This window comes from Amycolatopsis thermoflava N1165 (genome assembly GCF_000473265.1).
Classification (GTDB): Bacteria; Actinomycetota; Actinomycetes; order Mycobacteriales; family Pseudonocardiaceae; genus Amycolatopsis_E; species Amycolatopsis_E thermoflava.
The window spans coordinates 1495899-1514338 of record NZ_KI421511.1 but is presented as its reverse complement, the minus strand read 5'-3'; the positions used below and the strand labels follow the sequence as shown (position 1 = coordinate 1514338).

The window sequence follows — 18440 nt, the reverse complement described above, 5'->3', positions numbered from 1 at the left end:
CGGAATCCGCAAAAGCGGGAGCACAGTGGGGGCATGAGCGACGAGTTCGACGCCGTGCTCGGCGCCGTCGGGCCGCGGCTGCGTGAGCTGCGCCGGCGCCGCGGCACCACCCTGACCGCCCTGTCGCAGGCCACCGGCATTCCGGTCAGCACGCTGTCCCGCCTGGAATCCGGGCAGCGCACCCCCGGCCTGAAACTGCTGCTGCCCCTGGCCAAGGCCTACCAGGTGGCGCTCGACGACCTGGTTGGCGCGCCGGCCACCGGCGACCCGCGCGTCTACCCGCGGCCCAGGACCCACCACGGCATGACCGTCATCCCGCTCACCCGCAAACCCGGCGGACTGCAGGCCGTCAAGCACATCCTGCCCGCCGGGCCGTCCGACCTCGAGCCCGATCCCCGCTCGCACGAGGGCTACCACTGGCTCTACGTCCTCAACGGACGGCTCCGCCTCGTGCTCGGCGAGCAGGACCTGGTCCTGTCCGCCGGGGAGGTCGCCGAGTTCGACACCCACCTGCCGCACTGGTTCGGCAACGCCGATGGCCACCCGGCCGAGTTCCTGAGCATCCTCGGTCCGCAGGGCGAGCGCTTCCACATCCGGGCCCGCTACCGGCCCTGCTGATCCTCCGGCGGGTTGCGCCGCACCCGGCGGGTGCGCCACGCGCTCGCCAGCCGGGAGTGCGGCTGCCACTCCAGCCCGTTGGGCAGGTTCCACCCGAACTTCACCGCCGCCAGCCGGAACAGCAGCGCGCCCACCACCCCGGCCACGACGCCCACCAGCGGGGCGCCCAGGTAGTGGCACACGACCATCGTGGCCGCGACCGCCGCCGCCACCGTGCCGTACAGCGCGTTGCCGCCGAACACCGCCGGCACGCGCCGGAGCATGATGTCACGCAGCGCGCCGCCGCCGACCGCGGTCGTCGTGCCCAGCAGGATCGCCGGCAGCCAGCCCAGCCCGGCGGCCAGCGTCTTCTGCGCCCCGGTGACCGCCCAGAACCCGATCACCGCCGCGTCCAGCGCCGTGAACAACTTGTCCCACGCGTTCTCGCTGATCGAGATCACGAACGACAGCAGCGCGCCGGCCAGCGCGGTCGGCAGGTAGGCGTAATCGGTCAGCGCGACCGGTGTGCCGTGCTGCAGCAGCGTGTCCCGGATGACCCCGCCGCCCAGCCCGGACACGCTGCCCACCACGAGGAACCCGAACAGGTCCAGCCGCTCGCTGCGGGCGATCGCACCGCCGAGGATCGCGCAGGCGAACACGCCCGCCAGATCCAGGTAGCGCGTCACCTGGTTGATCGCTTCGACCGCCGTTCCAGCCACACCCGGCACCCTAGTCCGCAGTGGACGGACGATCAGGACACCGCGAGGCACTCCGCGCAACGCGGCACGTCCGCACCACCGGGCACGTGCTCGATCGCCGTCCAGATGCGGCGCCGCTCACCACACCGCGCGATCCGGTACCCCAGGTACGGCTGCTCGTCGGCGAACAGGTGCGCCCGCCGCTCGTCCGCGAACGGGGCGGGCACGTCCGGGACGAACCACGGCAGCGCCTCGAACAGGCTGAGCTGGTCCTTCGCCGTCACCGCCGGTCGTACTCCGCGCGCGCCCGGTCCACCTCGGGCATGTGTTCCTCGGCCCACTCCTTGAGGTGGCGCATGATGCCGAGCAGCGACCGGCCCAGCGGCGTGAGCTCGTAGTCGACCCGCACCGGCACCGACGGGGTCACCGTGCGGCTCACCAGCCCGTCCCGCTCGAGGTGGCGCAGCGTCTGGGTCAGCATCTTCTGGCTCACCCCGGCGATCCGCGCGGACAGCTCGGAGTACCGCATCCGGCCGGTCAGCCCGAGCGCCACGATCACCAGACTCGCCCACTTGTCGCCGATCGTGTCCAGCAGCCGCCGGCTGGGGCAGTTCGCGGCGAACGCGTCGAACCGCGCGGGCCGCTCGGTGACCTCCATGGCCCACCTCCGGGTGCCTACCCGACTTCACAGTGCCTACTTCCCAACGGAGAGTAGGTCCCCGATGGTGGTGCTGTCCACACCAGGGAAGGAACACCATGACTCTCGCACTCGTGTCCCGGCCCGGCACCACCGCGCCGGCCGCCGAAGAGGTCACGCTGCCCGCGCTCGCGCCCGGCGAGCTGCGGGTCCGGGTCACCGCCGCCTCGGTCGACCCCGTCGACGTCCTCCTCGCCGCCGGGCCGGCCCGCGCGATCTTCGGGTTGACCGGCACCGTCGGGCTCGGTATGTCGCTGACCGGCGTGGTCACCGAGACCACGGACACGGCCTTCGCGGCTGGAGACCCGGTCGCCGCGCTGCATCCCGACTTCGCCGCGCCGGTCCGCGCGCACGCCGCGGAGACTGTCCTGCCCGCGTCCGCCGCCGCGCGGCTGCCCGACGGCCTCGATCCGGTCGCCGCCGCCTCCCTGCCGGTCAACGCCCTGACGGCCGCGGAGCTGGTGGACAGCCTGGGGCCCGCCGACGGGCGGAGCCTGCTGGTGACCGGCGCCGCCGGGGGCGTCGGCGGGTATGCCGTCGCGCTGGCCGCCCACGCCGGCTGGACCGTGACCGGCCTCGCCCGCGAAACCGACCGGGCCTTCGTGCTGCGGGCCGGGGCGCGCGAGCTGGTCACGCAGGTGCCGGGCCCGTCGTTCGACGCCGTGGTCGACGCCGCCGTGCTGCACCGGGCGGCGTTGCCCGCGCTCCGCGACGGCGGGGCGTTCGCCGGCGTGCCCTCGGCGTCTCCGGCGAGCCCCGAACGGGACATCTCGATATCGATCTCGAGCGTCCAGCCCGACGGCGCCCGGCTCGCTCGTGTGCTCGACCTGGCGGCGTCCGGGGTGCTGGAGTTGCGGGTCGCCGGCCGCGTGCCGCTGACCGACGCCGCCGTCGCCTACGACAAGGTGGCCGGCGGCGGCCGGCGCGGCCGATGGCTGCTCGTGCCGTGACGGGTCAGGCCATGTCCCACTTCGCGCCGAACGCCAACAGCTCGTCGCGGTGCTCCAGCCGCGCGACCCACTCCGGCGGCCAGGCTCCGGCGCCGTGGTGGGCGCCCGCGAACGCGCCGGCCAGCGCGGCGATCGAGTCCGAGTCGCCGGACGTGCAGGCGGCGCGGCGCAGCGCGAGCACCGGGTCGCCGGGGAACAGCAGGAAGCACAGCAGGCCGGTGGCCAGCGCCTCCTCGGCGACCCAGCCCTCGCCGGTAGCCAGGCACGGGTCGGTGTCCCGGTCGGCGTCGCGCACCGCCGCATCCAGGCGGTCCAGGGCGGCCAGGCACTCGTCCCAGCCGCGGGCGATGAACTGCTCCGGCGAGGAGTCACCGGCGCGCGTCCACAGGTCGCCCAGCCACCGCTCGTGGTAGGTGTCGCGGTGCCGGGCGGCGTAGTCGCGCAACGCCCCGGGCAGCCCGGCCGGTTCGGCGCCCTCGGCCAGCAGGTGGACGGTGTGCGCGGTGAGATCGGCGGCGGCGAGCCCGGTGGGGTGCCCGTGCGTGAGGCCCGCCTGCAACTGGGCGGCGCCCGCGCGCTGTTCGCCGTCGATCCCGGGCAGCAGGCCCAGCGGCGTGACCCGCATGTTCGCCCCGCAGCCCTTCGAGGTGATCTGGCTGGCCGCCGGCCACGGATGACCGGCCTCCAGCAGGCGGCAGGCCCGCAGGCAGGTGGCGCCGGGGGCGCGGTTGTTCTCGGGCGAGCGCAGCCAGGCGACGAACTCCGCCCGCAACGGCGGCTCGAACCGCTCCGGCTCCAGCTCGCCCAGGATGGCCGCGCGGGCGACGGCCAGCGCCATCTGCGTGTCGTCGGTGATCAACGCGACCGGGCCGGGCAGGTCCATCTCCCGCCACGGCCCGTGCGCGGCGAGGATCGCCGGCACACCCTGGAACTCGGTCGGCGCGCCGAGCGCGTCGCCCAGCGCGAGGCCCAGCAGCGAGCCGGTGGCCGGTTGCCTGGTCATGAACGTCGTCCTTCCGTCGGTCGGAGCAGCGGCGGGTGCAGCGTGGCGGCGCCACCGGCCCGGTACAGCGCGGCGGGTTTGCCGCGCCCGCCGGTCAGCCGGGACGCGCCTGCCACGGGTGTGACGAACCCCGGGGTGGCAAGCACCTTGCGCCGGAAGTTCGCCGGGTCCAGACCGGTCCCCCACACCGCCTCGTAGACCCGCCGCAGCTCGCCGAGCGTGAACTCGGGCTCGCAGAACTCCGTCGCCAGGCCGGTGCGTTCGAGTTCCCCGCCGATCCGGTCGTGGGCGTCGGTGAGGATGCGGTCGTGGTCGAAGGCCAGCGGACCCTGCTCACCGAACGGCACCCAGACAGCGCGCGCCGCGTCCCCGCCGCCCGTGGGCTCCGGCGCACCCGGCACGAGCGCGGCGAAAGCCACCGACACGACGCGCATCCGCGGGTCCCGGTCCGGCTCGCTGTAGGTGCGCAGCTGTTCCAGATGGAGCCCCGCGACCTCGGCGAACCCGGTCTCCTCGGCGAGCTCCCGCCGGGCCGCGGCCTCCGCCGACTCGTCCGGCCTGAGAAACCCGCCCGGCAGCGCCCACCACCCCGCGAACGGCTCCGCACCCCGCTCCACGAGCAGGATCCACAGCCGCCCCGCGCGCACCGTGAACACCGCGAGATCGACAGTCACCGCGAAGGGCTCGTACGCGTGCTTGTCGTACATCCACCCCCCTTATTGGTCTCAGTGACTATAAACCATCCGCCGCCGCGGTGTGAGGCCGAGCGCGGTGACGGCACCGAGACCGGCCGCACCGGCGATGAACCACCACGCGCCCGCGAAACCCGTCGTCGCTCTGGGGTGCGGGGTGTCGAGCGTGCCCGAGCACCGCGACCAGGACCGCCACGCCGAGGACGTACCCCAGCTGGCGGCCGGTGTTGACCACGGCGCTGCCGGTCGCGGCCTGGGCGGGCGGCAGGCTCGCCGTCGCCGCGGCCATCAGGGTCGGCAGCGCCAGGCCGATGCCGACGCCGGTCACGATCCAACCGGGCAGGACGTCGGTGGCGAACCGGGCCTGCGCCGAGGCGTTCCAGGCCAGCATCACCGCGCCCAGGCAGAACACCAGGTTGCCCACGGCGACCAGCGCGCCGGCCGGCATCCGGCGCGCCAGCCGTTGGCCCACCATCGCGAAGAGCGGGACCATCAGCGGCACCGGCAGGATCGCGACACCGGTGGCGATCGCGCTGTAGCCGGCGACGTTCTCCAGCCACAGGACGACACTGGGGAACAACGCCCCGAACGCCGTGCAGAACACCAAGGCCGTGACGTTCGCCCACACAAAGGCCGGCACGCGGAACAGGGCCGGCTCCACGACGGGCGCCGGGTGCCGCAGCACCCGCACCACCAGCAGCGCGATGCCGGCGACCGCGACGCCGGCGACCGCGACGCCGAACGCACCCAGGGCCGCCGCGCCGGTCCAGCCCCGTTCGCCACCCTTCACCAGCCCGAGCGCGAGCGCGCCGATCGCGACCGCGAGCACGACGGCGCCGGGCACGTCGGGCAGCCGGGTGACCAACTCGTCCCGGGACTCCGGCACCAGGCGCATCGCCGCGGCGAACGCCACGACACCGACCGGCACGTTGATCAGGAACACCCAGTTCCAGGACAGCTCCACCAGCGCCCCGCCGACGACCGGGCCGAGTGCGGCGGCGAACGAGCTGGTGGTGGCCCACACCTTCACCGCGCCCGCGCGCCGCTCGGGCGGCAGGGCGGTCAGCAGCAGTCCCAGGCCGGCCGGGGTCAGCGCGGCGGCGCCGGCGGCCTGCAGCACCCGGAACGCGACCAGCCACCACAGCCCGGGCGCCACCGCGCAGCCCACACTGGCGAGGGTGATGACGGTCAGCCCGACGAGGAAGCCCGCCTTGCGGCCGTGCCGGTCCGCCAGCCGCCCGGCCGGGATCAGCAGCGCCGCGTAGACGATCGTGTAGGCGTTGAGCACCCAGCTCAAGTCCGCCAGCGACGACCCGGCGAAGCTCGCGCCGATGCCGGTGAACGCGACGTTGACCACGAAGACGTCGAGCGTGGCCATGAACGCGGCCAGGCACAGCACGACCACGATCGCGTTCTCCCGGCGCCGTGACCCATGCCCGCCGTGATGGAAGGTCCGCTCGCGGACCTCAGCTCGTGGAAGACCGATCACTGCTCCCTGGTCAAGGCCCTGGAGATCGTCGGCACGAAGTCGGCGCTGCTCATCCTGCGCGAGGCCTTCTACGGCACCACCCGGTTCAGCGCCTTCGCGGAGCGGATCGGCATCACCGAGACGGCCGCGGCCCGGCAGCTGCGGCACCTCACCGAGGCCGGCCTGCTCGAAAAGCCGCCCTACCGTGACGCGGGCGGCCGCACCCGCGACGAATACGTGCTCACCGAGATGGGCCGCGACCTGCTGCCGGTGGTCATCGGCCTGATGCAGTGGGCGGACAAGCACCTCCAGGACGGCGGACCGACCCTGCTGTACGTCGACCACGAAACCGGAGCCCCGGTCCGGGCCGGCCTCCGCACCGACGACGGGCATCCGGTCGAGCTGGAGGAACTGGGCGTCCGCCTCAACCCGGCGTGGCGCCGGCCGTGCTCCAGTAGCTGATCAACGGTGCTGCAGGGCACGCACTGTCGACTGAAGGCTCCCCGTTCGAACAGACCCTGAGCTGGTACCGCTAGCTGGTGGCAGCCGGGGCGGTGTCGGCCAGCAGGGTGCGCAACCGGGCGGGCAAGTCGGCTCCCGTATCAGCCAATGCGGCCAGCACGCCCTCCCGCAGGGCCGACAGCCGGGCCGCGGCGGCGTCGGCCGTGCGGGTGGCCGTCGTGGCGGCGGTGCGGGCTTCGGTGGCTGCTGTTTCGGCTCGGGCGGCCGCTGTGGCCAGCTCGGCGGCGCGTTCGCGGGCGGCGTTCAACGCTGCTTCGTGTTGTTCGCGTAGCGCCGCTACTCGCTGGTCGTGCTCGGTCTGCCAGCGCTCGCGGTCCTCGCGGTGCTTCGCGCGTTCCTCGGTCAGCGCTCGGTCGTGGCGGGCGCGGAGCTGTTCGAGGTCCTCGTGGTGCTGCGTCGCCAGGTCACGCAGGTCAGTCTCGAGTTGCCGGGCGCGCGCGTGGGCAGCTTCGGCTTCGCTGGCGCGGGCGGCCGCCGCGGCGGTGAGCTCCTCGATGCGGGCGGCCGCCGTTTCCGCGGCTTGGCGGTGCTCGGTTTCGAGCTGGTCCAGCCGTTCCCGCAACTGACGGATCTCGCCCTCGGCGGTCAGCCGGTCGGCGATCGCGCGCTGGGCCTGGCTCCGGTCGGCCGCGGCGCGCTGCTCGGCTTCCGCCGCGCGCTTGTCGGCGGCCTCCGCCCGGTCGGCTGCGGCCGCGGCCGCGGCCGCAGCCTCGGCGGACTGTTGCTCCGCGGCGTCCGCCCTGGCCTCGGCGTCCGTGCGGGCGGCTTCGGCTTCCGCGACCCGCTCACGGGCCTCGGCGATCTCGGCGTCGAGCCGCCCGTCCAGCGCGGCGAGGGTCTGCTGCAGCGGCGCGATCTCCGCCAGGGCCCGGCTCACGTCCCGGCCGACCGCGGCCACGTCCAGCCCCGGCATCGCCGGCCCATAGGCGGCGAACGCGATCTGGTCGGCCTCGTCCAGCCGCGCGCACGTCACCTCGCGGCCGCGCTCGTCGACCGCCCACACCGTCGTGCAGTACTCGCCCGGCCGCCCGCCGCGCGGCCCCGGCTGCTTGCGCGGATGCCGTCGGCAGTACCGGCACAGCGCCGGATCGGACACGGTCTCCCGGCTTCCCGTGGCGTCCCTGCGAGGCGGTGGCGGGGGTGTCTCCTGCATAACCGCAGGCTACCAGTTCAAGTTTGGTAACCAATACCTAGGGTTTAGCTAAGTAAACTATAACTGAAGGGTGCCCATGATAATCACGGTTATCGCGGAGGAAGGACAGGCGGAGGAAGGACATCGAAAAGCCGCGATCGTCACTGTGACGAAACGACCCCGGCTCGGGAGTAGGCCGCCTACCGCGACCCCGAAGCTTCCGGCCGGCGGTCCGATACCCCGCGAGCATCAGGAGAACCTGAGGCAGAATCCAGGACGTGACCGGCGACGACACCATCGAGCTGGCGCCGTTCGCGCCGCGCCCGCTGCCGGCCCGCGCGCCGGCTCCCGACGCGCTGCGCGCCTGGCTCGACGAGGCGGTCGCCGAACTGCCCGCGCTGCCCGGGAAACTGTCGGACCGGCACGGGCCGCGCGCGATCACCCACGCCTGGCTGCTGGCGATGAAGAGCCACCAGACCCGCCGTTCCTACTGGCGCGGCCTCGGGTTGTGGCTGTCCTACTGCGACTGGCACCGCGTCGACCCGCTGGCCGCCCGGCTCGCCGACGTGCGGGACTGGATAGCCCTGCTCGACCCCGGCAGCCCGGTCACCCACAATGCCCGCCTGGCCGCCGTCAGCTCGTGGTACACCGAGCTGATCGACAACCGCGTCCACGACGACAACCCGGCGCGGCTGGTCCCCCGCCACAAGCGCGACCAGGAGTCCCAGACTCGCGCCCTCACCTACGAGGAACTCCTCGCCCTCCTCGGCCACGCCCGGGACCGCGCCGCCCAGCTCGGCACCGAAGCCGCGCTGCGCAACCTCGCCATCCTGGAGATCATGGCCACCACCGCGGTGCGGTCCGGCGCGATCCTGCACGCCCGCTGCGGCCCGGACGGCGACCTCGGCGTCGACCACGGCCACCGGATCCTGCGCTACGTCAACAAGGGCGGGCACCGCAAGACCGCCGACATCCTCGGCCGCGCCGACGCCGCCCTCGGCGACTACCTGGCCGCCCGCGCCGCACGTGAAGGCAAGCCGGTCGCCGAGCTGTCCGGCTGGCTGTTCGCCACCCGCACCGGCACGCCCCTGACCTCACGCGACCTCGGCAACCTCCTGCGGGAGACCGCACGCGGCGCAGGTCTGGACCAGCCCGACGACGTCGTCCCGCACTCGCTGCGGCACACCGTGCTGACCCTCGGCTACGAGAAGGGTGTCTCGGTCGAGGACCTGGCCGACCTCGCCGGGCATGAAAGCGTTGCCACCACGCTGATCTACGTGCGCCGCAGCCGGCGCCGGCAAACCACGCAGATGCTCGCCGACCTCACCGGCGGAACCACGGCCGAGCCGTCGGAACCCGCCGAACAGCGCCACCTCCGGCTGGTGCGCGACGCCTGACTTGACACCGTGCCCGCGTCGTGACTGACTACCCCCCGTGCACACCTCAGTTCTGACCGGGTTCTCCTACCTCGAATGCCCGCGCTGGCACGAGGACCGCATCTGGTTCGCCGACTTCTACACCCACCTCGTGCAGTCCAGCCTCGAGGACGGCAGCGATCTGCGGGTCGAGGCCGAGGTGCCCGGTCAGCCCTCCGGGCTCGGCTGGCTGCCCGACGGCCGCCTGCTCGTCGTCTCGATGCGCGACGCCCGCCTGCTCCGCCGCGAGCCGGACGGCACCCTGGTCACGCACGCCGACCTGTCGGCCCACGTGACCGGGCACCCCAACGACATGGTCGTCGACGCCCAGGGACGCGCCTATGTCGGCAACTTCGGGTTCGACCTGATGAACGGCGCACCGGTGGCGCCGGCGAACCTGCTGCGCGTCGACCCCGACGGCAGCGTCACCGTCGTCGCCGAGGACCTGTGGTTCCCCAACGGCAGCGTCATCACCGACGACGGGGTGCTGCTGGTCGACGAGACCTTCGGCAACCGGGTGACCGCCTTCGACATCGCCGCCGACGGGTCCCTGACCAACCGCCGGGTGTGGGCGAAGTTCGGCGAGCCGCTCACCGAGCGCGAGTTGGAGAAAGCGCTTCCGCAGATCGCCGTCGCGCCGGACGGCTGCTGCCTGGACGCGGAAGGCGCCCTGTGGGTGGCCGACGGCATCGGCGGCAGGCTGCTGCGCGTCCGCGAGGGCGGCGAGATCGCCGACGAGATCCAGCCGGGCACCGGGGTGTTCGCCTGCATGCTCGGCGGCGCCGACGGCCGCACCCTGTTCGCGTGCGCGGCACCGGACTTCAACGAGCACGCCCGCAAGGACGCGCGGGAAGCGAGCCTGCTCGCCTTCCGCGTCGACGTCCCGCACGCCGGGCGCCCCTGAGGGCGTCGTGGTCCGGCGTCCGCACGGGGATCGCGGGCGCCGGACCGACCCGGCCACCCGCCGCCCCCACCGCGCGGCCAGCCTCATTCACGACGTCATCACCTGGACAAAGACCTCGCCAGACGCGCCCTAGCCCCAGACGGCCGTGACCTCGGCGACCGCCCGCGCGGCCTGGTCGAACCCGGCGCGCGCGGCCGCTTCGCGGACCGACGGATCCAGCAGGTTCGGCCCGATCGCCTCGGCCGCCGCCGCGTCCGGGGCGACCACCAGCACCGCAGCGCCGTCCCGCCGCAGCGCCGCCACCTGGTCGTCCAGGTCGGTGTTGCCGGGCACCTCGGTCACCCGCAGCACGAGCACCCGGTCGCAGCCGGCGGCGAGGTCGGCGTTCTCCATCGACCGCACCCCGCCGTCTATGTAGCGGCGGCCGTCGATCGTGACCGGCGGCCAGGTGCCCGGCACCGCGCAGCTGGCCGCGACCGCGTCCACCAGCGACACCCGGGACTCCGCGGTGAACACCCGGTCGTCGCCGGTCGCGGCGTCCACCGCCACGATGTGCAGGGCCGCCGCGGGCCAGTCGTGGACCGGCAGGCGCGCCTCGATCACCTTCAGCCGGTCGGCCTCCGCCACCGTGCGCGCAGCCAGGGCCAGCTCGCCGATCCGCCGCCGCGCGTCCTTCGCGTCGGTCGCGCCGCTCACGGCCGCGCCGAACATCTCCGCGATCGTCTCGGCGTCGACGTCGGCCGGGATCTCCGGTGACTGCAGCGCCGGATCCACCTGCCGCCGGAACAACTCCGCCAGCGCCGTGCCGCTGGTGATCTGCGCCGCCACCGTCGATCCGGCGGAGGTGCCGATGAACCGGTCCGCGCCGAGAACGTCCACTCCGGACTCCGACAAACCGTGCAAGAAACCGGTTTGCCACGCGATTCCGGCCACACCGCCACCACCGAGCACGAGCGCACGCGTCATGCGCCGATCCTAGGCCCCCGCGTGGCCCCGGCGAGAGCGCCGTTGACGAGGAGCAGCCAGCTCCCGCACACGCAACGGCGGTAGTCGAGGCGGCCGGCGGACACCGGGTGGCTCGACCCGGCGCGGAGGAGTTCGGACAGCGGCCACTGGCAGCGGGGGCAACGTTCGTCGGTCATGACCCCAGCGTGCTGTAATGGGTCAGTGCACTTCAACCCTTACGGCGGGCCGGCCGCGCAGGTCGCGGCGGGGCTGGTCAACATGCCCGACGCCACCGCGCCCGAGCTCCTGCGGATGATGCGCGAGGCGGGCATGTCGCTGACCCGGCTCACCGAAGCCGAAGCGGCCCAGGCTCGGGCGTGGGGACGCCGGATCCGCGCGGTGTTCGCCGAACCCGACCCGGACCGGCGGATCGACCTGGTCAACGAGCTGCTCGCGGAAACCGCGTGCCGTCCGTTCATCTCCCGCCACGACGGCCTGCCCGCGCATCTGCACTACGCGGGCGAGGACGACACCCTGGCCCGCCGGATTCGGGCCTTCACCGCGGGCGGCCTGGCCCACCTGCTGTGCGAGGACGCCGGGCGGATCGGCGCCTGCGCCCGCGAGGGCTGCGACTTCGTCTTCGTCGACACCTCCCGCAACGGCCGCCGCCGGTTCTGCTCCACTCGCTGCGCGACCCGGGTCCACGTCGCCGAACACCGGGCCCGCGCCACATAGGTGTCGCGCGTCATACCCCGCCATGTCACGAACGGGTCGGCACCTCCCATCTCGTGGTCGTCAACAGCCGATGAGGAGGCGACAACGATGACCACCCACAAGGTTCTGGTGCTGGGCGCGGGGTACGCGGGCACGGCCGCGGCAATCCAGCTCGCGGCACGCACGAAGGGCCGCGACGACGTCGAGGTGACCCTGGTGAACGCGCACGAGACGTTCACCGAGCGGCTGCGGCTGCACCTGACCGCCACCGGGCAGCAGGTCGCCGAGCTGAGCATCCCGGAACTCCTGGACGGCACGGGCGCGCGGTTCGTGCGGGGCTGGGTCACCGCGCTCGACCCGGGCACCAGGACCGTGCGCGTCGACGACGACCGGGTGCTGCACTACGACACGCTGGTGTACGCCCTCGGCGGCGTGGCCGACACCGTCACCGTGCCGGGCGTCGAGGAGCACGCGCACACCCTGAACAGCCCGGAGGACGCCGAAGTGCTGGCCGGCCGGCTGGCGCGCCTGGAGCAGGGCACGGTCGTGGTCGTGGTCGCGGGCAACGGGCTCACCGGTGTCGAGTCGGCCGCGGAGATCGCCGAGCAGCACCCGCGGCTGCGGGTCGTCCTGCTGGGCCGGGGCGAGCCGGGTGCGGCGATGAACCGCAAGGCCCGGGCCCACCTCCAGGCCGCGCTCGGGCGGCTGGGCGTCGAGGTGCGCACTGGCGCGGAGGTGACCAAGGTGCTCCCGGACGCTGTCGAACTGGCCGGCGGCGAGACGATCCCCGCCGACGTCGTCCTGTGGACCAGCGGCACCCGCGCCGCGCCGCTCGCGGCCGCCGCCGGGCTGGCCGTCGACGACCGCGGCCGCGTGATCACCGACGCGACCCTGCGGTCGGTCTCGCACCCGAACGTCCACGCGGTCGGTGACGCGGCCGCCATCAGCCAGGGCTACGGCGTCCTGCACGGCACCTGCCAGAGCGGGATGCCGACCGGCGTGCACGCCGCGGTGTCGATCCTGCGCGCCCTGGCGGGCAAGGAGCCCAAGCCGTTCCGCTTCGGCTACTACCACACCCCGGTCAGCCTGGGCCGCCACGACGCGGTCGTGCAGTTCACCCACCCCGACGACAGCCCGCGGCGGATCTGCCTGACCGGCGGGCCGGCCGCCCGGTACAAAGAAACGGTGACCGCCTCGCCCTGGCCGACGTACCTGCGCATGAAGAAGATGCCCGCCTCGGGTGCGTTCTGGCCCCGCGGCGGCCGCTTCACCCGGGGCGTGCGGTGACCGAGGCGTTCCACCAGCACCGCAACCTGCTGTTCGCGGTGGCCTACCGGGTCCTCGGCAGCGCCGCCGACGCCGAGGACGTCGTGCAGGACGCGTGGATCAAGTGGTCGGCCGCGGACCGCTCCCAGGTCGCCGACCCGAAGGCCTACCTGGCGCGCATCGTGGCCAACCTGGCGCTGGAACGGCTGCGTTCGGCCCGGCACCAGCGGGAGACCTACGTGGGCCCGTGGCTGCCGGAGCCGATCCTCACCACCGGTGACAGCGCGGACGCGGTCACCGGCGCGGACTCGGTGTCCACGGCGATGCTGGTGGTGCTGGAGACGCTGAGCCCGCTCGAACGCGCGGTGTTCGTGCTCAAGGACGTGTTCGGGTTCAGCCACGCCGAGATCGCCGAGGCGGTGGACCGGTCGGAAGGGGCGGTGCGGCAGGCCGCGCACCGGGCGCGCGAGCACGTGCGCGCCCGCCGCCCGCGGTTCCCGGCCGACCGCGCGAAGCAGCGCGCGGTCACCGAGCGGTTCCTCGCCGCCGCGACCGGCGGTGACGTCAACACCCTGATGGAATTGCTGTCCCCGGACGTCACGCTGTGGACCGACGGCGGCGGCAAGGTCCGCCAGGCCCTGCGCCCGGTCGTCGGCGCGGAGACGGTGGCAGGCTGGTTCGCCGCCATCGGCACCGTCACCTACCAGGGCGTCGCGCCCGCGGACGTGGTCACGGAACTGACCGAGATCAACGGCGGCCCCGGGCTCGTCTTCCGCGGCCCGGACCGCGTGCTGGCCACGGTCACCTTCGACTTCGACGCCGAGGGCCGCATCACCACGCTGCACAACGTGGCCAACCCGGACAAACTCGGCGCGGTCGCGGGCGGCGCGGTGCACGGTCTCGGGCCGTCCGGGACGGTCGCCTAAAGTGCTGAGCATGTACAAGCGTTTCGTGGCCCTCGGCGACTCCTTCACCGAGGGCGTCGGCGACGAAGACCCCGCGCGCCCGAACGGTGTGCGAGGCTGGGCCGACCGGGTCGCCGAGCAGCTGGCGGCAGCCGACCCCGGGTTCCGCTACGCCAACCTCGCGATCCGCGGACGGCTGCTCGACCAGGTGCTCGCCGGACAGCTCGAACCGGCACTGGCGCTGCAGCCGGACCTGGTGTCGATCTACGCGGGCGGCAACGACCTGCTGCGCCCCAAGGCCGACATCGACGCGCTCGCCGCACGGTTCGAGAACGCCGTCGAGCGGCTCGCCAAGACCGGCGCCACCGTGCTGCTGTTCACCGGCGTGGATGGCGCCGAGGACCCGGTGTTCCGGAAGCTGCGCGGCCGCACCGCGATCTACAACGAGCACACTCGCGTGATCGCCGCCCGGCACGGCGCGCTCGTGGTGGACATGTGGGGCATGCGGCAGCTGCGCGATCGGCGCCTGTGGTCGGCCGACCGGCTGCACCTCAACGCGCTGGGCCACAACGAGGTCGCGATCGCCGTGCTCGACGTGCTCGGCCGCCCGCACGGCCTCTCCCCCGCCGCGCTCGGGCCGCGTGAGCTGGTCGACCGGCGGCGGCAGCGCGCGGAGAACCTGCAGTGGGGACGGGAACACGTGCTGCCCTGGATCGGCCGCCGCCTGCGTGGTGAGTCCTCCGGCGACACCCTGTCCGCGAAACGACCGGTGCTGCTGCCGCTGGACTGATCAGCGGGGGCGCAGCCCGTCGAAGACGATCCCCAGCGTGCGGGCGCGCAGCCCGGCGTCGTCGCCGGCGTACTCCGCGGCGCGCGAGGCGCCGACCATCAACGCGATCAGCTCGGCGACCCCGACGTCCTCGCGCACCGCGCCCGCCTGCTGCGCCCGCGACAGCAACGCGCCCAGCGCGTCCCGCACCTTCGCACCGACCTCGGCGGCGAGCCGGGGCACCTCGGCGCCGGCGGCGGCCAGCGCGTCGGTGTAGGCGTTCTTGGCGGCGGACACGTCCGCCCAGCGCGCGAGGAACACGAAGAAAGCGCTCTCTGGGTCGTGCGCGGCCGCGAACGACTGCGCCTCCTCGGCGAACCGGCGCATCCGGTCGGCCAGCACCGCCTCCAGCAGCGCCTCCTTGGTCGGGAAGTGCCGGAACACGGTCCCGATGCCCACGCCCGCCTCCCGCGCGACCTCTTCGGTCGGCGCGCCGGTGCCCTTGGCGGCGAACACCGTCTCGGCGGCGGCCAGCACCCGCGCCCGGTTGCGGCGGGCGTCGGCGCGCAGCGGCTTCGGTTCCGTCATGCGGCGCATCGTAGAGCCCCGTGGAGCGCGGCCGGAACGCGGCGAAAGGTGGTGATTCCCGGCCTGCCCCTGGACATCGTCACTCCGGTGAGGGATCGTCTTCGGGAAGTGAAGCCGATCACAGGAGGCTCGGCGGCATGGTTCTCGGACGCGACGAAGCGGACACCGTTCTCCAGGCACAGACCAGCCAGAAGACCACTCAGGTGCGGCGCGCGGCTTTCGCCAGCGCCATCGGCACGACCATCGAGTGGTACGACTTCTTCCTCTACAACACGGCCGCGGCACTGATCTTCCCGCAGCTGTTCTTCCCCGCCTCCTCCAGCTACGCGGGGGCGATGCAGTCCTTCGCCACCTACGCCGTCGGGTTCGCCGCGCGGCCCGTGGGCGCGGCGATCTTCGGCTACTGGGGCGACCGGATCGGCCGCAAGACCACGCTCGTCGTCACGCTGCTGATGATGGGCATCGCCTCCGGCGTCGTCGGGGTGCTGCCCGGCGCGGCGACCATCGGGATCGCGGCGCCGCTGATCCTGGTGACGCTGCGGCTGATCCAGGGCATCGCGATCGGCGGCGAGTGGAGCGGCTCGGTGCTGCTCGCGATGGAGTGGGGCGACCAGCGCAAGCGAGGTCTGCTGGGCAGTTTCGCGCAGATCGGCGTGCCGGTCGGGCTCGTGCTCGGCACCGGCGGCATGACCCTGCTGTCCGCGTTGCTGCCCGAGGAGGCGTTCGACTCGTGGGGCTGGCGGCTGCCGTTCCTGGCCAGCCTGCTGCTCGTCGCCGTCGGCCTGGTGATCCGGCTGCGCATCCTGGAGACCCCGATGTTCGCGAAGGTCGTGGCGCAGCAGCGGACGTCGCGCAGCCCGGTGGCCGACGCGGTCAAGCACCACTGGCGGGAGATCCTGCTCTCGGCCGGGCTGCGGTTCAGCGAGCAGATGCCGTTCTACCTCTACACCAGCTACGTGCTGGTGTACGTGGTCGCCGAGCACGGCTACTCGAAGACGTTCGTGCTCAACGCCGTCCTGCTCGGCGCGGCGGTGGAGCTGGCGCTGATCCTGTGGTTCTCGCAGCTGTCGGACCGGATCGGGCGGAAACGGGTGTACCTGACCGGGGCGGTGCTGACCGGGCTGCTGGCGTTCCCGTACTTCGCGGTGCTGAAGAACGGCGGCGAGGTGCTCATCTTCGTCGCCGTCGTGGTGTCGATGATCCCGCACGCCATGCAGTACGGGCCGCAGGCCGCGCTGATCGGCGAGAGCTTCCCGACGCACCTGCGCTACGGCGGCGCCGGGCTCGGCTACCAGCTGGCGTCGGTGTTCGCGGGCGGCCCGGCGCCGCTGCTGGCGACCTGGCTGCTGCACACCACCGGGACGCCGTACTCCATCTCGGCCTACGTGGTGCTCTCGGCGGTGGTCACGATCGTCTGCGTGGCGCTGCTGAAGGACCGCTCGCGAGCCGACATCACCGACGACGCGGTCTACCGGCGCTGACCCACTGGTACCAGCCGAGCGCGGCGAGCACGGCGAGGGCGATCCCGTAGGGCAGCCAGTTCGACCGGGCGCCCAGCGCGCCGGCCAGTCCGGGCACGAGGATCGCCAGTGCCACCACGGTGGCCAGCACCGACCCCCACAACAGGCGCCGCCGCTGCGCGACGGGCGCGGGCTCTTCGCTCATGGTTCCAGGGTGTCATCCGTCCGCTTGGGGCGGACCTCGGCCCGCCAAGCGCCGGAGCTTGAACTCGGCGGTCGGCGGCAAGAGAAAGGGGGCCGCACCGGCTTCCAGTGCGGCCCCCGAGCGGGACTACTGCTGCGGCGGCGCGGGTGGCGGCTGCTGCGGCGGGTACTGGGGCCGCGGCGGGTTGCCGTAGTGCTGGCCCGGGCTGCGGGTCGGCAGCTGGCCCTGCTGTCCGCCCGCCGTGGGGAACTGCGGTTGCGGCGTGGTGGGCGGCGAGATCGGCTCGGGGGCCGGGGGCTCCACGGCCGGCGCCTCCTGCGCCTCCTCGGTCACCGGGTTGCCGCGCAGCGCACTGGTCGCCGGCGGGGCCGGCGGCTGCGGCTGGTGCGACAGCGGGCCGGGCACCTCCTGCCGCGCCACCGCCTCGGCCTCGCGCACCGCCTCGGCGATCCGCGGGTCGGTGGAGGTGTCGAACCAGCTGGCGACCTCTTCGTCGTCCAGGGTGGGCGGCTCGGCGCCGTCGGTCTCGGCGGGCTCGTACCGGAACACGCCGTCGGCGTCCTGCTTGGCGAACGCGCGGGCGAACTGCTGCAGCGCGTTGCCGTAGTCGCTGGGCACCAGCCACACCTTGTTCGCGTCGCCCTGCGCCATCTGCGGCAGCGTCTGCAGGTACTGGTAGGCCAGCACCTCCGGCGTCGGCTTGCCGGCCTTCACCGCGGCGAACACCTTCTCGATCGCCTTGGCCTGGCCCTGCGCCTGCAGGTAGCGGGCCGCGCGCTCACCCTGCGCCCGCAGGATCCGCGACTGCCGCTCCGCCTCGGCCGCCATGATGGTGGCCTGCTTGGCGCCCTCCGCGGCGAGGATCTGCGACTGCTTCTGCCCCTCCGCCGTCTTGATCTGCGCTTCCCGCTGACCTTCGGCGTTGAGGATCATCGCGCGCTTCTCCCGGTCGGCGCGCATCTGCTTCTCCATCGAGTCCTGGATGGAGGGCGGCGGGTCGATCGCCTTGAGCTCGACCCGCGCCACGCGGATGCCCCACCGGCCGGTGGCGTCGTCGAGCACGCCGCGCAGCTGGTTGTTGATCTGGTCGCGGGAGGTCAGCGCCTGCTCCAGCGTCATGCCGCCGACCACGTTGCGCAGCGTCGTGGTGGTCAGTTGCTCGACACCGACGATGTAGTTGGAGATCTCGTACACCGCGGCGCGCGCGTCGGTCACCTGGAAGTAGACGACCGTGTCGATGGACACCGTCAGGTTGTCCTCGGTGATCACCGGCTGCGGCGGGAACGACACGACCTGCTCGCGCAGGTCGATGCGGGCCCGCACCTTGTCCAGGAACGGCACCAGGAAGTTCAGGCCGGGCGAGGCGACCGACTTGAATCTGCCCAGCCGCTCGATCACCGCGGCCTGGGCCTGCGGGACCACCATGATCGCCTTCGCGATCGTCACGATCACGAACAGGGCGATGACCGCGACAACAATGATCGCTGCGGTTCCCAAGATCGCTCTCCCG

The 18440-nt window shown here is 73.4% G+C and carries 22 protein-coding genes; 10 read left to right on the top strand and 12 right to left on the bottom strand.

Annotated elements, in window-relative coordinates; translation table 11 throughout:
* Positions 1–33 precede the first annotated feature (33 nt).
* A complete protein-coding gene (locus AMYTH_RS0107545; protein ID WP_027929793.1) occupies positions 34–618 on the top strand; it encodes a helix-turn-helix domain-containing protein in 585 nt (194 codons plus the stop codon).
* On the opposite strand, the gene AMYTH_RS0107540 is transcribed toward AMYTH_RS0107545, so the two are convergent.
* The 3 genes from AMYTH_RS0107540 to AMYTH_RS0107530 are packed head-to-tail and all read right to left on the bottom strand — an operon-like array spanning position 603 to position 1953.
* Positions 603–1316 carry a trimeric intracellular cation channel family protein gene (locus AMYTH_RS0107540; RefSeq protein WP_027929792.1) on the bottom strand — a complete coding sequence of 238 codons (714 nt, stop codon included), beginning with the start codon at positions 1314–1316 and terminating at the stop codon, positions 603–605. The genes AMYTH_RS0107545 and AMYTH_RS0107540 overlap by 16 nt on opposite strands.
* Positions 1317–1348: 32 nt before the next feature.
* On the bottom strand, positions 1349–1579 hold the full coding sequence (locus AMYTH_RS0107535) for a hypothetical protein (protein ID WP_027929791.1): 231 nt from the start codon (positions 1577–1579) through the stop codon (positions 1349–1351).
* Complete coding sequence (locus AMYTH_RS0107530) at positions 1576–1953, bottom strand: winged helix-turn-helix transcriptional regulator (RefSeq protein WP_017982396.1); 378 nt, start codon at positions 1951–1953, stop codon at positions 1576–1578. Before AMYTH_RS0107530 ends, AMYTH_RS0107535 begins: the two co-directional genes overlap by 4 nt.
* A 98-nt stretch (positions 1954–2051) precedes the next feature.
* Between AMYTH_RS0107530 and AMYTH_RS0107525 the strand changes: the two genes are divergently transcribed.
* Positions 2052–2942 carry a zinc-binding dehydrogenase gene (locus AMYTH_RS0107525; RefSeq protein WP_027929790.1) on the top strand — a complete coding sequence of 297 codons (891 nt, stop codon included), beginning with the start codon at positions 2052–2054 and terminating at the stop codon, positions 2940–2942.
* A 4-nt stretch (positions 2943–2946) separates the two neighbouring features.
* Here AMYTH_RS0107525 and AMYTH_RS0107520 read toward each other — a convergent pair whose 3' ends face one another.
* From AMYTH_RS0107520 to AMYTH_RS44230, 3 genes are read right to left on the bottom strand one after another with little or no spacing between them, the layout of a single operon-like run.
* Positions 2947–3945: an ADP-ribosylglycohydrolase family protein gene (locus tag AMYTH_RS0107520; RefSeq protein WP_027929789.1), complete on the bottom strand. Its 999-nt coding sequence runs from the start codon at positions 3943–3945 to the stop codon at positions 2947–2949.
* Positions 3942–4652: an NUDIX hydrolase gene (locus AMYTH_RS0107515; RefSeq protein ID WP_027929788.1), complete on the bottom strand. Its 711-nt coding sequence runs from the start codon at positions 4650–4652 to the stop codon at positions 3942–3944. The genes AMYTH_RS0107520 and AMYTH_RS0107515 overlap by 4 nt, the downstream gene beginning before the upstream one ends.
* Positions 4653–4677: 25 nt before the next feature.
* Complete coding sequence (locus tag AMYTH_RS44230; RefSeq protein ID WP_209440751.1) at positions 4678–6042, bottom strand: DHA2 family efflux MFS transporter permease subunit; 1365 nt, start codon at positions 6040–6042, stop codon at positions 4678–4680.
* Between the two features lie 39 nt (positions 6043–6081).
* Between AMYTH_RS44230 and AMYTH_RS0107505 the strand changes: the two genes are divergently transcribed.
* On the top strand, positions 6082–6567 hold the full coding sequence (locus AMYTH_RS0107505) for a winged helix-turn-helix transcriptional regulator (RefSeq protein ID WP_228684626.1): 486 nt from the start codon (positions 6082–6084) through the stop codon (positions 6565–6567).
* 70 nt (positions 6568–6637) lie between these two features.
* On the opposite strand, the gene AMYTH_RS0107500 is transcribed toward AMYTH_RS0107505, so the two are convergent.
* A complete protein-coding gene (locus AMYTH_RS0107500) occupies positions 6638–7780 on the bottom strand; it encodes a coiled-coil domain-containing protein (protein WP_228684624.1) in 1143 nt (380 codons plus the stop codon).
* A gap of 257 nt (positions 7781–8037) precedes the next feature.
* Between AMYTH_RS0107500 and AMYTH_RS0107495 the strand changes: the two genes are divergently transcribed.
* Both AMYTH_RS0107495 and AMYTH_RS0107490 read left to right on the top strand, forming a co-directional pair.
* Positions 8038–9156, top strand: a complete 1119-nt coding sequence (locus AMYTH_RS0107495) for a tyrosine-type recombinase/integrase (RefSeq protein WP_027929786.1) — start codon at positions 8038–8040, stop codon at positions 9154–9156.
* 37 nt (positions 9157–9193) lie between these two features.
* Entirely contained in the window at positions 9194–10078 is an 885-nt protein-coding gene (locus AMYTH_RS0107490) for an SMP-30/gluconolactonase/LRE family protein (protein WP_027929785.1), read from the top strand.
* A 129-nt stretch (positions 10079–10207) separates the two neighbouring features.
* Here AMYTH_RS0107490 and AMYTH_RS0107485 read toward each other — a convergent pair whose 3' ends face one another.
* Together AMYTH_RS0107485 and AMYTH_RS47730 are read right to left on the bottom strand one after the other, a co-directional pair.
* Positions 10208–11044 carry a patatin-like phospholipase family protein gene (locus AMYTH_RS0107485; RefSeq protein WP_027929784.1) on the bottom strand — a complete coding sequence of 279 codons (837 nt, stop codon included), beginning with the start codon at positions 11042–11044 and terminating at the stop codon, positions 10208–10210.
* Positions 11041–11220 (bottom strand): hypothetical protein, encoded by a 180-nt coding sequence (locus tag AMYTH_RS47730; RefSeq protein WP_084022534.1) that lies wholly within the window; start codon positions 11218–11220, stop codon positions 11041–11043. The genes AMYTH_RS0107485 and AMYTH_RS47730 overlap by 4 nt, the downstream gene beginning before the upstream one ends.
* Before the next feature lie 25 nt (positions 11221–11245).
* On the opposite strand from AMYTH_RS47730, the gene AMYTH_RS0107480 reads away from it, so the two are divergent.
* From AMYTH_RS0107480 to AMYTH_RS0107465, 4 genes are all read left to right on the top strand, one after another.
* Positions 11246–11758 carry a CGNR zinc finger domain-containing protein gene (locus tag AMYTH_RS0107480; protein ID WP_027929783.1) on the top strand — a complete coding sequence of 171 codons (513 nt, stop codon included), beginning with the start codon at positions 11246–11248 and terminating at the stop codon, positions 11756–11758.
* An 87-nt stretch (positions 11759–11845) separates the two neighbouring features.
* Positions 11846–13024, top strand: a complete 1179-nt coding sequence (locus tag AMYTH_RS0107475; RefSeq protein ID WP_027929782.1) for an NAD(P)/FAD-dependent oxidoreductase — start codon at positions 11846–11848, stop codon at positions 13022–13024.
* On the top strand, positions 13021–13929 hold the full coding sequence (locus tag AMYTH_RS0107470; RefSeq protein WP_027929781.1) for an RNA polymerase sigma-70 factor: 909 nt from the start codon (positions 13021–13023) through the stop codon (positions 13927–13929). Before AMYTH_RS0107475 ends, AMYTH_RS0107470 begins: the two co-directional genes overlap by 4 nt.
* Before the next feature lie 10 nt (positions 13930–13939).
* Positions 13940–14698, top strand: a complete 759-nt coding sequence (locus AMYTH_RS0107465) for an SGNH/GDSL hydrolase family protein (protein WP_027929780.1) — start codon at positions 13940–13942, stop codon at positions 14696–14698.
* Here AMYTH_RS0107465 and AMYTH_RS0107460 read toward each other — a convergent pair whose 3' ends face one another.
* Positions 14699–15265: a TetR/AcrR family transcriptional regulator gene (locus tag AMYTH_RS0107460; protein WP_027929779.1), complete on the bottom strand. Its 567-nt coding sequence runs from the start codon at positions 15263–15265 to the stop codon at positions 14699–14701. It abuts the gene before it with no gap.
* A gap of 137 nt (positions 15266–15402) precedes the next feature.
* On the opposite strand from AMYTH_RS0107460, the gene AMYTH_RS0107455 reads away from it, so the two are divergent.
* Positions 15403–16746: an MFS transporter gene (locus AMYTH_RS0107455; RefSeq protein WP_027929778.1), complete on the top strand. Its 1344-nt coding sequence runs from the start codon at positions 15403–15405 to the stop codon at positions 16744–16746.
* On the opposite strand, the gene AMYTH_RS0107450 is transcribed toward AMYTH_RS0107455, so the two are convergent.
* Both AMYTH_RS0107450 and AMYTH_RS0107445 read right to left on the bottom strand, forming a co-directional pair.
* Entirely contained in the window at positions 16718–16930 is a 213-nt protein-coding gene (locus tag AMYTH_RS0107450; RefSeq protein WP_027929777.1) for a hypothetical protein, read from the bottom strand. The genes AMYTH_RS0107455 and AMYTH_RS0107450 overlap by 29 nt on opposite strands.
* 126 nt (positions 16931–17056) lie before the next feature.
* Positions 17057–18427 (bottom strand): SPFH domain-containing protein, encoded by a 1371-nt coding sequence (locus AMYTH_RS0107445; RefSeq protein ID WP_027929776.1) that lies wholly within the window; start codon positions 18425–18427, stop codon positions 17057–17059.
* Positions 18428–18440: the final 13 nt, after the last annotated feature.